At 70.6% G+C, this 14,962-nt stretch carries 10 protein-coding genes; 5 read left to right on the top strand and 5 right to left on the bottom strand.

Annotated elements, in window-relative coordinates; genetic code table 11:
* Positions 1-31: 31 nt before the first annotated feature.
* A complete protein-coding gene (kynU, locus tag KI388_RS14945) occupies positions 32-1,465 on the top strand; it encodes a kynureninase (protein ID WP_215087357.1) in 1,434 nt (477 codons plus the stop codon).
* A 168-nt stretch (positions 1,466-1,633) separates the two neighbouring features.
* The gene (locus tag KI388_RS14940; protein WP_251133171.1) at positions 1,634-4,594 is read left to right on the top strand and encodes a PAS domain-containing protein; all 2,961 of its coding nucleotides are present in this window, start codon (positions 1,634-1,636) and stop codon (positions 4,592-4,594) included.
* A gap of 92 nt (positions 4,595-4,686) precedes the next feature.
* Here the strand turns inward: KI388_RS14940 and KI388_RS14935 are convergent, their stop codons facing one another.
* On the bottom strand, positions 4,687-5,067 hold the full coding sequence (locus KI388_RS14935; protein WP_215087356.1) for a hypothetical protein: 381 nt from the start codon (positions 5,065-5,067) through the stop codon (positions 4,687-4,689).
* A 136-nt stretch (positions 5,068-5,203) separates the two neighbouring features.
* Here KI388_RS14935 and KI388_RS14930 point away from each other — a divergent pair, with 136 nt between their 5' ends.
* From KI388_RS14930 to KI388_RS14920, 3 genes are all read left to right on the top strand, one after another.
* Positions 5,204-8,119 (top strand): DEAD/DEAH box helicase, encoded by a 2,916-nt coding sequence (locus KI388_RS14930; protein WP_215087355.1) that lies wholly within the window; start codon positions 5,204-5,206, stop codon positions 8,117-8,119.
* Between the two features lie 72 nt (positions 8,120-8,191).
* Positions 8,192-9,697, top strand: coding sequence for a stage II sporulation protein M (locus KI388_RS14925; RefSeq protein WP_215087354.1), 1,506 nt, complete (start codon positions 8,192-8,194; stop codon positions 9,695-9,697).
* A gap of 57 nt (positions 9,698-9,754) precedes the next feature.
* Positions 9,755-10,108 carry a hypothetical protein gene (locus tag KI388_RS14920; protein ID WP_215087353.1) on the top strand — a complete coding sequence of 118 codons (354 nt, stop codon included), beginning with the start codon at positions 9,755-9,757 and terminating at the stop codon, positions 10,106-10,108.
* Between the two features lie 441 nt (positions 10,109-10,549).
* Here the strand turns inward: KI388_RS14920 and KI388_RS14915 are convergent, their stop codons facing one another.
* From KI388_RS14915 to KI388_RS14900, 4 genes are all read right to left on the bottom strand, one after another.
* Positions 10,550-10,939: a DUF6276 family protein gene (locus KI388_RS14915; RefSeq protein ID WP_215087352.1), complete on the bottom strand. Its 390-nt coding sequence runs from the start codon at positions 10,937-10,939 to the stop codon at positions 10,550-10,552.
* Positions 10,940-11,080: 141 nt separating this feature from the next.
* Positions 11,081-11,785, bottom strand: a complete 705-nt coding sequence (locus tag KI388_RS14910; protein ID WP_215087351.1) for a V-type ATP synthase subunit D — start codon at positions 11,783-11,785, stop codon at positions 11,081-11,083.
* A gap of 314 nt (positions 11,786-12,099) precedes the next feature.
* The gene (locus tag KI388_RS14905; protein ID WP_215087350.1) at positions 12,100-12,828 is read right to left on the bottom strand and encodes a hypothetical protein; all 729 of its coding nucleotides are present in this window, start codon (positions 12,826-12,828) and stop codon (positions 12,100-12,102) included.
* Entirely contained in the window at positions 12,825-14,912 is a 2,088-nt protein-coding gene (locus KI388_RS14900) for a DUF4198 domain-containing protein (protein WP_251133170.1), read from the bottom strand. The genes KI388_RS14905 and KI388_RS14900 overlap by 4 nt, the downstream gene beginning before the upstream one ends.
* Positions 14,913-14,962 lie beyond the last annotated feature (50 nt).

Raw genomic sequence — 14,962 nt, 5'->3', positions numbered from 1 at the left:
ACGCTTAGTCGCCGGCGCGGCGCCCTCGTGTATGGACGATCCGTACGCTCCCGCGCGGGACGCGCTCGCGGGCGAGGGGCTCGGTTGGGAGGGCGACGGCGGGGGAGCGGCCGGCGACGCTGACGCCGATCCCGCCCGCCTCGCTGCCCGGCTCGACGAGGACGACCCGCTCTCCGGGTTCGCGGACCGGTACCGCGTGCCGGACGACCTACTGTACATGGACGGCAACTCGCTCGGGCCCGCGAGCGACGCGGCCCTCGCGAGCCTCGACCGCGTCGTCGACGAGTGGCGCGACCTGCTCATCGCGGGGTGGACCGACGCCGACCCGCCGTGGTTCGAGGTCGGGGAGCGGCTGGGCGACGCGCTCGCGCCGCTCGTGGGCGCGGCCCCCGAGGAGGTGGTCGTCGGCAACTCGATCACGGTGAACATCCACACGCTCGTCGGCACCTTCCTCGACGAGCTGCTGGCCGGGAACGGCCCGGACCGCGAGGAGTTCGAGGCCGCCGACGGGGAGTGGGCGCCGGACGGCGACCCCGACGCGGACCCCGCGGTCCTCGTCAACGAACTCGACTTCCCCTCCGACCACTACGCGATCCGGGCGCAACTGCGCCAGCGCGGGATCGACCCCGACGAGAAGCTCCGAGTCGTTCCGAGCCGCGACGGCCGGACGATCGACCCGCGAGACGTCGAGGCCGCGCTGGCGGCGCACGAGGATATCGGGGTCGTCTTCATGCCGACCGCGCTGTACCGCTCCGGCCAGCTGTTCGACGTGGAGCGGATCGCCGCGGCCGCCCACGAAGCGGGCGCGTACGCCGGCTTCGACGCGGCCCACTCCGCGGGCGCCGTCCCGCACGAGTTCGACGCGGCGGGCGTCGACTTCGCGGTGTGGTGTACGTACAAGTACCTCAACGCCGGCCCCGGCTCGATCGGCGCGCTGTTCGTCGCGGGGCGCCACCACGGGCTCACCCCCGCCCTCGCGGGGTGGTGGGGCCACGAGAAGGCGACGCAGTTCGAGATGAACGCCGCGTTCACCCCCGCCGACTCGGCGGGCGCGTGGCAGATCGGCACCCCGCCGCTGCTCGCGGCCGCGCCGCTCGAAGGCTCCGTCGAACTACTCCGGGAGGCCGGGATCGAGCGCTTACGCGAGAAGTCGCTCGCCTTGACCGACTTCCTCATCGCCCTCGTCGACGACCGGCTCCCCGAGGTGTCGGTCGGCACGCCCCGCGAACACGCCGGCCGGGGCGGTCACGTCGCCCTCGAACACCCCGAGGCCGAGCGACTGAGCGAGGCGCTCAGGGACCGGGGCGTCGTCGTCGACTTCCGCCCGCCGAACGTGGTGCGCGTCTGTCCGGCGGCCCCCTACACCTCCTTTGCCGACGTGCTGGAAGTCGTCGACGTGACCGAGGCGATCCTCGAATCGGGCGCACACGAGGCGTACGCGACGGGCGACGGCGGCGTGACGTAGCGGGCGCGGCGCCGTGAGGGGCCGCGAGCGGGGTCGACGGGCGGCCCGTTCCCCGCGTTGACATCCGCACTATTATTACTCTCAGTAACGTAAGGAAAAAGCAGCGAGATTATGGGAGGAGGTTCATCTACGAACGGTGCCGATCGGTTCGGATCTGACGGCGGCGAGGTGACAAGCGTTTACGAGGCGATGTTTCAGGAGGCTGACGACGCGATCTTTCTCGTTGACGTGGCGCGGACGGACGGCGAGTACGAGTTCACGTTCAGGCAGAACAACACCGCACACCAGCGACAGACCGGGCTGACCGAGGACGCGATGTTCGGGAAGACGCCGCGAGAGCTCCTCGGAGAGCAACAGGGGGCCGCGGTCGAGACGAACTATCGGCTCTGCGTCGAGCGGGGGACGACGATCGAGTACGAGGAGCAGCTCGAGTTCCCGGGGGGGACGACCGACTGGCAGACGAAGCTTACCCCGGTCGTCGACGACGGAACGGTGACGCGGATCGTCGGCGTCGCCCGCGACGCCACGGAGCGGAAGCGCCGGGAACGGGAGCTCCGCCGCACGCACCGCCGGTTCCAGACCGTGTTGGAGACGATGTCCGCGGCGGTGTTCCTGAAGGACACCGACGGGCGGTACCTCCTGATGAACCAGGCGTGCCGCGACGTGTTCGACGTGGACGAGGACCCGGTCGACATGACCGACGAGGAGCTCTTCCCGGAGGCCGTCGCGGCGCAGGCCCGGTTGGACGACCGCCGGGTCGTCGAGGACGGCGAACGGATCGAGATCGAAGAGACGATCCCGACGCCCGACGGAGAGACCGTTCGGCTGACGCGGAAGTCTCCCGTGTACGACGAGGAGGGGACGATCCGCGGAGTGTGCGGCGTCTCGACGGACATCACCGAGCAGCGGGAGCGGGAGCGGGCGCTCGAACAGCTCAAAGACCGGCTCGAACTCGCGGTCGAGGGGGCGCAACTCGGCGTCTGGGACTGGGACATGACCACGGACGAGGTCGAGTTCAACGACCAGTGGGCGGCGATGCTGGGCCGCTCGCTCGACGGGATCGAACCGCACCTCGACGCGTGGGAGCGGCGCGTCCACCCCGACGACGTGGAGTCGGCCGAGGCCGCCCTGTCGGAGCATATGGCCGGCGAGACGGAGTACTACGACGCGGAGCATCGGATGCGCACCGCGGCGGGCGAGTGGAAGTGGATCCGCACCGTCGGGAAGGTCGTGGAGCGCGACGAGGACGGCGAGCCGGTCCGAGCGGTCGGGATTCACCTCGACGTCGACGAGCAGAAGCGGCGGGAGAAGGAGCTGATACGGACGCGACGGCTCATCGAGCGGACGCAACAGAGCGCGTCGATCGGCTGGTGGGAGGTGGACCTGGTCGACGAGTCGGTGACGTGGAGCGACGAGGTGTACCGGATCCACGAGGTGCCGACCGACGAGCCGATCGATCTGGAGGACGCGTTGGACTTCTACCACCCGGACGACCGCGACACCGTCGAGCAGGCGTTCGGCCGGCTGACGGAGACGGGCGAGTCGTACGACCTCGAACTGCGGATCCTCACGGCGTCCGGCGGGACTCGATGGGTCAGGACCGTCGGTGACCCGCAGTACGATGAGACCGGTGAGATAGTCGGCGTGTTGGGGCTGTTTCAGGACGTCACCGATCGGAAGGAGCGGGAGCGGGCGCTCGAGGAGACGAAACAGCGCCTGACGGTCGCGCTCGACGCCACGAGGACCGGCGTCTGGGAGTGGGACCTGAGGACCGACGAGGTGATCTGGACCGAGTCGATGGAGCGGCTGTTCGGGCTCGAACCGGGAACGTTCGAGGGGACGTACGAGGCGTTCGCCGAGTACGTCCACCCGGACGACCTCCAGACGTTAGAGCGGGCGATCGAGCGGGCGAAGTCGACCGACGAGCCGCTCAAGACGGAGTACCGGATCCGGACCGCCGACGGCGAACAGCTGTGGGGCGAGGTGCGCGCCGAACTCGTCGAGTCCGAGGACGGCTCGCGGCGGCTGGTGGGCGTGTTCTCCGAGGTCACGTCGCGGAAGGAGTACGAGATGGCCCTCGAGGCGACGCGCGAGGAGCTCCGGAAGATCATCGACCTCGTGCCGGACCTGGTGTTCGTGAAGAACCGCGAGGGCGAGTACCTCCTGGCGAACGAGGCGACCGCGTCGGCGTACGGGCTGACGCCGGAGGAGGTCGAGGGGAGGTCCGAAGGCGATATCATCCCGGACGCCGACGACTCCGCGGCGTTCCGACAGGACGATCTGGAGGTGATCGAGTCCGGCGAACCGAAGGCGATCGGTGAGGAGACCCTGACGACCGCCGACGGGGAGACGCGCGTCCTCCAGACGACGAAGATCCCGTACGAGATCCCGGAGACCGGCGAGGACGCGGTGTTGGGATACGCCCGCGACGTCACCGACCTCAAGCGGTACGAGCGGACGCTCGAGGAGCAGCGCGACAACCTCACGCTGCTCAACCAGGTCGTGCGCCACGACATCCGGAACCAGCTGATGGTCGTCGAGTCGTACACCGACCTGCTCGCGGACGCGCTCGTCGACGATCAGAGCCAGACGTACGCCCGGACGGTCATCGAGGCGGCGAGGCAGGCGATGGAGATTACTGAGACGGCCAGAGACGTCACCGAGGTGTTGCTACAGGTGGGAGCCGACCGGTCACCGATGAACCTCCGGGCCGAACTCAACGCGCAGATAGCGCAGATCCGTTCGGATCAGGACCGGGCGACGGTGGCCGTGGACGGACCCATCCCGGACGTGACGGTGTTGGCCGACGAACTGCTGGAGGCGGTGTTCCGGAACCTGCTGACGAACGCGGTCGTCCACAACGACAAGGACGTGGCCGAGATAGCGGTGTCGACGCGGGTCTCGGCCGACACCGTCCGCGTGCGGATCGCCGACAACGGCCCCGGCATCGCGGACGACCACAAGGAGGACATCTTCCAAGAGGGCGAGAAGGGCCTCGAGAGCGGCGGGACCGGCGTCGGGCTGTACCTCGTCAAGACGCTCGTCGACAGGTACGGCGGCGACGTCTGGGTCGAGGACAACGAACCGACGGGCAGCGTGTTCGTCGTCGAACTGCCGGTCGCCAACTGAGCGGAGCGCTTGGGATCGTGTCCGGGCTTCGGAGGCGTCCGCCGACGGCGCCAGACCGGCCCGACGGTTCGGCCGCGCCGCTGCCGCTCCCGTCAGCCTCGGTCGGAGAACGGTATCGCGTCCCCGGTTCCCAGGTCGGACTCGTACACCGGTTCCGCGAGGAGCGCGACCCCGACGGCGACGGGGAACACGTACCGTTCGTACGCGGCCAACCAGCCGCCGAGGATCCCGGGGACTGCGAGGGCGATACCGACGGCGTACGCGGTGAATCCGACCCGCCAGAGCCGCCCGACGTTCAGGTCCGGATCCCGCCGGAGGAGCGCGACCGCGACGCAGAGCGCGAGGAGCGGACCGGCCAGCACCTCGGCGGACCTCGGGAGGGACGACGCCGCACCGGCGGCGATCCGCGCGAGGGTGCCGACGGTCAACAGCAGCGCGAACCACGTCTCGAACGCGCGGAACGGGGAGGGCATACGCGGGGTTGATCGGCCGCGGTTGAAATATTTTTCCGCCCGGTGTGTTTTCCAAAACAACCGGAACCGTCTTACAGCCGACCTCGCACAGCGACGGGCTTAATCGCCCGAGCGCCCAACGTCCAACGATTACATAATGGCGGAACAGTCGGGGATGGGCGCGTTCGCGCACCTCGGGAGCGAGGTCCGCGAGGCGCTCTCGGACCGGGGCTTTGCCACGCCGACGGAGCCCCAACGCGAGGCGATCCCGCCGCTCGCGGCCGGGCGGAACGCCCTCGTCTTGGCCCCGACGGGCACCGGGAAGACGGAGACCGCGATGCTCCCCGTCTTCGACGCGATCGTCGAGGCCCGGGATTCGCCCGGCGACCAGCCCCGCGACGGTATCTCCGCCCTCTACATCACTCCGCTGCGCGCGCTCAACCGCGACATGATGGACCGGCTGGAGTGGTGGGGCGACCGCCTCGACGTCGAGGTCGCGGTGCGCCACGGCGACACCACCCAGTACGAGCGGTCGAAGCAGGCCGACGACCCCCCGGACGTGCTGATCACGACGCCGGAGAGCCTCCAAGCAGTCTTGACCGGCTCGAAGATGCGGGTCGCCCTGGAGGACGTCGCGCACGTCGTGATCGACGAGGTCCACGAACTCGCCTCGGCCAAGCGGGGCGCCCAGCTCACGGTCGGCATGGAGCGGCTCCGCCGCGTCGCCGGCCCGTTCCAGCGCGTCGGGCTCTCCGCGACGGTCGGCGACCCGGAGGAGGTCGGGCGCTTCCTCGTCGGGACCGGGAAACGCGACCCGGACCGCCCCGGCGACCGCGGCTTCGAGACAGTGGAGGTCGCCGCCGGGACGCGGACCGACGTGCGCGTCCTCGACCCCGAGATAACCGACCGCGACGCGACGCTCGCGGGCGAGCTCGCGGTAGACGAGACGACCGCGAGCCACGTCCGGACGATCCGCGGAATCGTCGCGGACCACGAGTCGACGCTGATCTTCGTCAACACGCGCCAGACCGCGGAGGCGCTCGGGTCGCGGTTCAAGACGCTCGCTGAGAAAGAGCGTGAGGGGGGAACCGACGACCCCACCGAGATAGAGCTCCACCACGGCTCGCTCTCGAAGGAGGTCCGGGTCGACGTGGAAGACCGGTTCAAGTCGGGCGATCTGGACGGCCTCGTCTGTACCTCCTCGATGGAGCTGGGGATCGACGTGGGCCGCGTCGACCACGTCGTCCAGTACGGCAGCCCCCGCGAGGTCGCCCGCCTGCTGCAGCGCGTCGGGCGCGCGGGCCACCGCCGCGACCTCGTCTCCGAGGGGACCGTCGTGACGCAGGGCGGCGACGACACGCTCGAAGCGATGGCCATCGCGCGCCGCGCGGGCGAGGAGCTCGTCGAGCCGGCGAACATCCACCACGGGAGCCTCGACACGGTCGCGAACCAGATCGTCGGCCTCGTGATGGACGAGGGGGGGGTCCACGCCCGCGAGGCGTACGAGACCGTCACGAACGCCTACCCGTTCAGGGACCTCTCGGAGCCGCGGTTCCAGGAGGTCGTCCGCGAGCTGGACGGCAACCGCCTGCTGTGGCTCGACGAGGAGACGGACACCGTAGAGAAATCGGGGGGGACGTGGCAGTACTTCTACGCGAACCTCTCGATGATCCCCGACGAGTCCACCTACGAGGTGTACGACATGTCCTCGCGGCGGGGTATCGGGACCTTAGACGAGCAGTTCGTCGTCAACTTCGCCGGGCCGGGCGAGACGTTCGTCCAGCGCGGCGAGATGTGGCGGATCACCGAGGTCGACGAGGAGGAGGAGCGGGTGAACGTGACGCCGATCCCCGACCCGACCGGCGAGGTACCGTCGTGGGTCGGTCAGGAGATCCCCGTCCCGAAGCCCGTCGCGGAGGAGGTCGGCCGAATACGCGGCGAGGCCGCGGCCGCCTTGGAGGCCGGCTCCACCCCCGAGGCGGTCGCCGCCGACCTCGCGGATCGGTACCCGACCGACGAGGAGACGGTCGCCGCCGCGCTGAAGTCGGTCGTCGACCACGTCGAGGCCGGCCACCCCGTTCCCACGGACGAGCGGATCGCGATCGAGGGGAGCGCGCGGACCGTCGCGGTCAACGCCGCCTTCGGCCACGAGGTCAACGAGACGCTCGCGCGCCTGCTCGCGGCGCTCGTCGGCCAGCGCGCCGGCTCGTCGGTCGGGATGGACGTCGACCCGTACCGGATCGAGTTCGAGGTGCCCCACGATGTCGACCCGGGGACCTTCCGCGAGGTACTGGAGACGACCGACCCCGACCGCCTTGAGGCGTACCTCGAACTCGCCGTCAAGAAGTCGGACGCGCTGAAGTTCACGCTCGCGCAGGTCGCCGCGAAGTTCGGCGCCGTCAAGCGGTACAAAGAGGGTCGCGGGCGGTTCGGCGGCGACCGCCTGCTCGCCGCCCTCGAAGACACGCCCGTCTACGACGAGGCGCTCCGCGAGGTGTTCCACGCCGACCTCGCGGTCCGGGAGACGGCCGACCTGCTCGCTGGGATCCAAGACGGCTCCCTCGGCCTCGCGATCGCCCGGGAGCGCACCCCGCTCGGCACCGCCGGGCGCTCCGCCGGCACGGAGTTCCTCGTGCCCGACAACGCCGACGCCGACGTGATCGAGACGGTCAGAGAGCGGATTCAGGACGACCGGGTGATCCTCTTTTGTCTCCACTGCGCGGACTGGAGACACACGACGAAGGTCCGTCGCGTCCGCGACCAGCCCGAGTGTCCCGAGTGCGGGTCCACCCGGGTCGCGGCGCTCAACCCGTGGGACGACGAGACGGTCGCGGCGGTGCGCGCGAGCGAGAAGGACGACGAGCAGGAGCGCCGCACCGAGCGCGCCCACCGCGCCGCGAGCCTCGTCCAGACGCACGGCAAGCGGGCGGTGATCGCCCTGGCCGCCCGCGGCGTCGGGCCGCACAACGCCGCGCGGATCATCAACAAGCTCCGCGAGGACGAAGACGAGTTCTACCGGGACGTGCTCCGACAGGAGCGCGAGTACGCGCGCACGCAGTCGTTCTGGGATTAGCCCCGACTCCCGTCCGCGTCGGGGATCGGCTCGGACTCCCGTTTTTAAGTATCGGACGACCGAACCGACCCCATGGACCTCTCCGCCGCCGTTACGGCAACGACAGCGACCCTCCGTCGGCGCCCCGCCGACCTCCTCCCCTTCTACCTCCTCGGCACCGCGGTGCCGGTTATCTCCCGTCTCGGCGTGTTCGCCGCGCTGGCGGGAATCTACATCCATCTCGAAGTTACCGGACGGCTCGCGGCCGCCCGCGACGCGCTCGGCGGCGTCGAGCCGCCGCCGGAGACGCAGGACCCGGAGGCGCTCCAGGCGTGGGCCGAGGGGTTAGCGCCCGCGTTCGAGCCGCTGCTCACGCCGACCGTCGGGACCCTCTTCAGCGCCGGCGTGCTCGTGACCGTCGTCCTCGCGGTCCTCACGTACGCCGTCGTCTCGGCCGGACAGCTCTCGGCGGTCGTCGCCGGCCTCCGCGACGAGCGGGGGCTCGTCGGGGGGATCGCCGGCGCCCGCTCCCGCTGGGTCACGTTCCTCGGCCTGTACGTCGCGGAACTCCTCCTCTGGATCGGCGTCGTCGCGCTCGGGTCGGTCGCGGTCGGCGCGGCGTTCCTCGCGAACCCGTTCCTCGGCGCCGCCGTCGCGGTCGGCGCCCTGCTCGCTGGGTTCGTCGCCCTCGTGCTCGTCCGGATCCTCTTCGCGTTCGCGCCGGTCGCCGTCGTCGTCGACGACGCCGGCGTGGTCGCGGCCGTCGAGGGCGCGGGCGGCTTCGTGCGGTCGAACCCCGTCGACGCCGCCGCCTACCTCGTGGTCGCGATCGGCGCGCTGGTCGGCGTCGCGTCCGTCGCCTCCGCGGTGGCGTTCCTCGGCGGCGGCGCCGTCGTCGCGCTCGCCAGCGCGGTCGTCGTCGCGCCCGCGCTCGACCTGCTGAAGACCGTCCTCTACGGCGCCTACCGCGGGACGGTCGACCCCGTCTCGCCGCCCGAGGTGGGTCTCAGGGCCCAGTTTGTCGGCGGGCTCCGCCGCGGCTGGCGCGAACTGGGCGGGTTCGTGCGGTCGACGCCGGCGCACCACGCGCTCGCGCTCGCGACCGCGGTCGGGTTCGGCGCGGTCGGCTGGCTGGCCGTCGAGCCGTTCGTCGGGGCGGTCCCGACCTCGATCGAGGGACGGATCGCCGGACAGATCCCGCCCGTGGCGGCGCTGACGTACTTCGGCAACAACTGGGGAGTCGCGATCGCGACCGCCTTCTCCGGGGTCGGACTCGGCCTCCCGGCGCTCTCGTCGCTCGCGTTCAACGGCGTCGCGCTCGGCGCCACCGCCGCCTTGGAGGAGAACCTCCTCGCCCTCGTCGCGTTCGTGGTCCCGCACGGGATATTCGAGATCCCCGCGCTCGTCGTCTCGGGCGCACTCGGCGTCCACCTCGGCGTCGTCTCGTGGCGGACGTTCCGCGGCCGCGCGAGCCGCGAGCGCTTCGCGGACGCCTTAGAGACCGCCTTCTGGGTGACCGTCGGACTCGGGATCTTACTCGCCGTCGCCGCCGTCATCGAGGGGTTCGTCAGCCCGTACTACTGGGAGCCGTTCCTCTAGGCCGCGCCCGAGCGGCCTCCGCCCGCAGCCTTATTACTACGCACCCGAAGCGACGGTATGCAGCCGCTCGTCGCCGTCATCCTCGTCGGCGTCCCGCTCGCGTGGCTCGTCGGCTTCGCCGCCTACGCGTACGTCGACGCGCCCAAGTACGGCATGAACCCGCGCAAGTGGGCGCTCATCTCCTTTGCCGTCCCGCTGTTCGGCTTCCTCGCGTACGTCTTCGAGCGCGACGAAGTCGACTACGACCCAGAGACCGACCCGTACGCCGGCGGCGACGACGGCCGCACCGGCGGCTTCGCGGTTCACGAGTCCCGACAGGGAGAAAAGCGGCTCGGCCCGGCGGGGACGGAGGCGGAGGACGACGAGGACGCGGACGACGAGTGGAACGACCCGGACGGCGTCGACCTCTGACGGAACGACCGAGCCGGATCCCGGTCAGCACGGAGACAGGGGTAAGTGAGACGTTTTTAAATGGCTGTGAGGGGTGGCGTCAGTTGCTTATAAAGAACGATGCGGTGGCGCGTGCCTCCGAGCGCCCGCCGGGCGCGAGGAGCACGCGCGAGGGAGTCGGGCGGCCGGAGCGAAGCGGAGGCCGGCCGACGAGGCTGGGGAGGCGTGAGGCTGCGGTGCTGTGCGGAGCGGGGCGGGACTCAAAGGGGCAGCCACGAGGACGGCGCAGACGACGTAAGCACCGCAGCGAGTGAGCGGAGCGAACGAGCGAGGAGCGCAACGAGCGTGCGCCGTCCTCGCGGCTGGGGCTTTGGAGGTGTCGTCTGTCGACCGGGTAGCAGCGATTTATAAACGATCACCGTCAACGTCACCGTTCGACGAAAGCGATCAGTCGTAACGGTCCTAAATAGCGTCGTGGAGCGCCGCCCGCCGTCGGTCCAAGTCGAACGCGGCGTCGGGCGCGTCGAGCCGATCAAAAAACGCGAACGCGTCCGCGCCCGCCTCTTCCGCGTGGCGGACCAGCGCCTCGATCGACGCTCGGTTCAGCGCGAACGACTCCAGTTTGCCACAGCAGAGCGCCAGCGCGACGCCCGCCTCGCCGGAGGGGAACGCGGGGTCGACCGCCGACAGGTCCGGGTCGGCGGGGGCGTCGCCCTCGAACCCAGCCTCGGCGGCCGGAACGACGCGCAGACACCGGGTACAGATCGCGGCCGCGTCGGCCGGGGCGTGCTCGCGGAGCGCGGGCGGGGCGGCGAACGCGACCGCGTCGGCCTCGCAGTGTGGACAGGACACGCTCGGAGATAGGCGGCGCTCGGAACTTAAACGCGACCGTCTCCGGGGCGCGGTGAGAACGAACGACGAGCACAGAAACGACGACGACAGTCCAGAGGATCCGTAGCGAGAGAGCGGACGCGGCCGACGCGCGGCGATACCTCAGTCGGCGGGCTCCGGCTCCTCGGTCTCCGCGGCCGCGACCTCCGCGGCCGCCTCCTCGGCCTCCTCGGCGGCTTCCTCTTCTTCTTTTTTGGCCTTGATCTTCTTCATGCGGAAGATCTCCTCGCGCTCCTGCTCTTCGAGCTTCTGTTCGATGTACTCCTGATTCTCGTACAGCGTCGGGAGCAGCGTGAACTCCAAGGCGTTCACGCGGCGCTTCGTGGTCTCGATCTCCGTGAGCATCTTCTTCATCGCCGTCTCGACCTCGGCGGCGAGGATGATCTTCTCTAACAGCTCCTCGTAGGCGTCGGCCGCCTCGTCGATCCGTGCCGAGGAGCCGAGCAGGCCGTACCCGCGCTCGTCGAGGCTCTTTTGCACCTTCGAGGACTCGATCTGCGGGACCACGACGCCCATGATGTTCTTCGACTGGGTCGTGATCTCGGGGTGCTCTTTCAGCGCCGCGGCCGCGCCGCGGACGGCGACGTCGCCCTCCATCGCGCGGGCCATGTCGATCTTCCGCTGGGCCGTCTCGTAGTTCTCGGAGACCTCGGACCGGACGTCCTGCGCCTGGTCGAGGATGTCCATGAACTCCATGATGAGCCCGTCGCGCTTCTGTTCGAGCGTGTCGTGACCGCGCTCGGAGAGTTCGATGCGGTCCTCTATCGCCATCAGGTTCTTGCGCGTCGGTTTGACGTCCTTGGCCATCTTGGGGGAAGGTTCCGCTCCGAGGCGGTTAATTCTTTTCAGTCGTGACGTGTTGGCGGAGGGGAACGGCGCCTGTACGGCGTGGAATCCGGCTGCCGTCGAAGATGGCTGAAAAGTTCCGAAAGGATCGTGTGCCTCTGGCTGCTGCGGACGGTCGCTTCCGACGGCGGGTTCGGAGCGGCGACTCCCGCTCGGGTCCGGCGGGGGCGGCGGCGGGGACGCGACCCGGTGGGACCCGTGGCGATCCGTCGCGCGGATCGCGATATTCGTCGCGCGAGTGGTTCGCCCCGCGAGACTCGTTTCGCTCGCTCCGACTACGCTCGTCGCCAGCCGGCGTAGCCGAGCAGGCCGGCGGCGAGGAGCGCCAGCGTCGGAGCCAGCGGCGTCGGCAGCGAGCCGTCGGTGACGCCGCCCTCCGCAGGCGCGAGCGTAACCGAAAAGCCCGCCAGATCCGTGCCGGGACGCCACTCGGCGCTCGCGGCGCCGGTTCCGGATGCCGGGGTCGTCGCGTCCGCCTCGACCGTGGCGTCGGCGAGCGCGTAGCCGTCGGGCGCGACGAGCACGAACGGGCGGTCCGGCCGGAACGCGCTCTCGAACGGCTCGCTCACGACCAGTCGGTCCCCGTCGACCGCGGCGAGATTCGTCCAAGTCGCAGAGATCCGGACGACACCGGTCCCGCTCGTCGACTCGAACTCGGTCCCCACGTCGGAGACGCCCATCTCACGGTCCGTCTCGGTCGCGGTCCGGTCTGCGATCCGCGTCAGCCGGTCACCGAACCGGGCCGTGACGTTCTCCGGGCGATCGCGAAGCCCCTCGAACGCCGCCTCGTCGGCGGCGTCCGCGAGATCGTACGTCAACACGAGCGTGACCGTCGCGTCGCCGTCGGCGTCGAGCGCGACGACGAACGACGACCCCTCCTCGACCGCCGGCTCCGTTCCCGGCCCGTCGAGCGCCGCGGCACTCGGCGCGAGGAACGCGCCGATCACCGCGACCGACGCGACGGCGGCGGCGAGGGCGACGACTCGACCGCGGGAACGAATCACTCGTCGTCCTCCGCGTCGTCATCGTCGTCTTCCTCGTCCTCGTCGTCGTCCTCCGCCTCTTCCGCATCCTCCTCGTCGTCCTCGTCGTCGCTCTCGTCGTCGACGTCGGCGTCTCCCTCCTCGGCACCATCAGCGTCGTCCGCGTCGAACTCGATCTCGAGTTCGCCCTCGCGGTCACCGTCTTCGGTCTCGATCTCGGCCTCGTCGCCGTCGGCCGGGAGCGTCACCGCGATCCGTCCGTCCGCGTCGGTCGTTCCGGCGGACTCGCCGTCGACCTCGACGGTCGCGCCCTCGACGGACTCACCGTCGGCGCCGGTCACTTCGACCGTCACGGTCGCACCGGGAGCGGGGTCACCGGAGACGACGGCGACGGAGAGGTCGTCCGCGTCCCCGCCCTCGTCCTCCGCGTCCTCGCCCTCGTCCTCCGCGTCCTCTCGTTCGTCCTCTACATCCTCGCCTTCATGGTCCGCGTCGCGCTCGTCGACGTCGATGTCGCCGGCCGCGAGCGTGCCGTCCGCACGGACCTCGAACTCGAGATCGGCCTCGAACGCGCCCTTCACGAGCGCGACCTCGAACTCGTCGGCGTCGGCGGGCGCGTCGAACGAGAGTGTCCCGTCCGCGTCGGTCGTCCCGACGGACTCGCCGTCGACGGAGACGGAGACGCCCTCGACGCCCTCGCCGTCGTAGGTCACCGAGACGTCGACGGTCCCGTTCTCGACGGAGCCGTCCACGGAGAGGCGGTCACCGAGGTCGTCGTCGCGGTCGTCTTCGGCGTCGGAGCGGAGCGCGAGCTCCAGTTCGCCTTCGCGGTCGCCGTCCTCGACCTCGATGTCGACCCCGTCGTCGTCGGGCAGCGTCACCGTGACCCGCCCGTCGGCGTCGGTCGTCCCGGCGTCCCGATCGTTCAGTTCGACCGTCGCGCCCTCGACGGGCTCGCCGGCGGCGGTCACGCGGAGCGTCACCGTCGCGCCCGGGTCGGCCGTTCCGTTGGCGACCGAGACCGAGAGGGGGACCTCGTCGGCGTCGTCATCGTCGTCCGCCTCGCGCGGTTCCGTCTGCTCCTCGAACTCGAACACCTCGCCGGTCTGTCCGTCGACGCTCACCTCGGCCTCGCCGGTGGTCTCCGGGCCGAAGAAGGTGAACTCGAACTCGTAGTAACCGTCCTCGTCGCGGTCGGCGGACCGGAGCGTCCACTCGCCGTCGGCGTCGGTCGACAGCTGTGCGGTGGCCGCGGTGAGCGCCTCGCTTTGGGTCACGTTGAAGCTCCCGTCGCCGGGCTGGTCGCGCTCGATCTCGCGCGACCGCTCGCCGTCGTCGCTCTCGACCTCGATGGAGACGCCGCCGTCGACCTCCAGCGAGAACTCGCCGTCGCGCTCGCCGGTGTACTGCGCGAGCAGCGCGCTCGCCCCGGTTCCCGTCACGCGAGTGAGTCGCTCTCTGGCGTCCGCGTTCGCGCCCCGGTCGTAGCCCGCCGCGCGGAGCTCGATCCCGGAGGTGTCGCCGGCGCCGTCAGCGACCCGCTCGAAGCCGCGGTCGACGGTCCGGGCCTGTCCGGCGAGGACCGCGAGCCGCTGGGCGAACTCGCCGCGGGTTATCTCGCCGTCCTCGTAGGCGACGCGGGCCTCGCGCTGGTCGGTGACTATCTCGTCGGCGCGCTCGCGGAGCGTCGCGGACCGCTCCGCGAGGAGGGCCGCGCGCTCGGACTCGTTCGCGTCCTCGAGCGCCCCGTCGAGCGACGACGCCGCCACGTCGCCCGACACCTCGTCGTCGGTGACGGCGATGACCGTCGCGAGCTGCTGTCCGACCGTCGCCCGCGACGCGCCGTCGCCGCCGTTCGCGGCGTCGGCCGTCGCGTTCGAGCCGTCACCGTCCGTCGCGGTTCCATCGCTCGTCGTGTTTTCGTCGTCCGTCGCGTTCCCGTCCGTCTGTGCCGAGACGGTCGAGGGGTCAAGGCGCTCGGTCGCCGCGTCGGACGCGCCGACGTCCGCCTCGGCGGCGCCGGCCACTCCGAGCGCGCCGCCCGGGATAGAGCCCAGAACGAGCCCCAGCGCCAAGAGAACCGTCAGGAGTCGTGTGCCGTACATTACGGATACGCCGACGAGCGCTACCCACATATATCGGCCAGACCGTGGCG

The organism is Halorubrum sp. 2020YC2, from assembly GCF_018623055.1.
Classification (GTDB): Archaea; Halobacteriota; Halobacteria; order Halobacteriales; family Haloferacaceae; genus Halorubrum.
The sequence above is the reverse complement of the archived record's forward strand: the minus strand, read 5'-3'. Positions and strand labels throughout refer to the sequence as shown.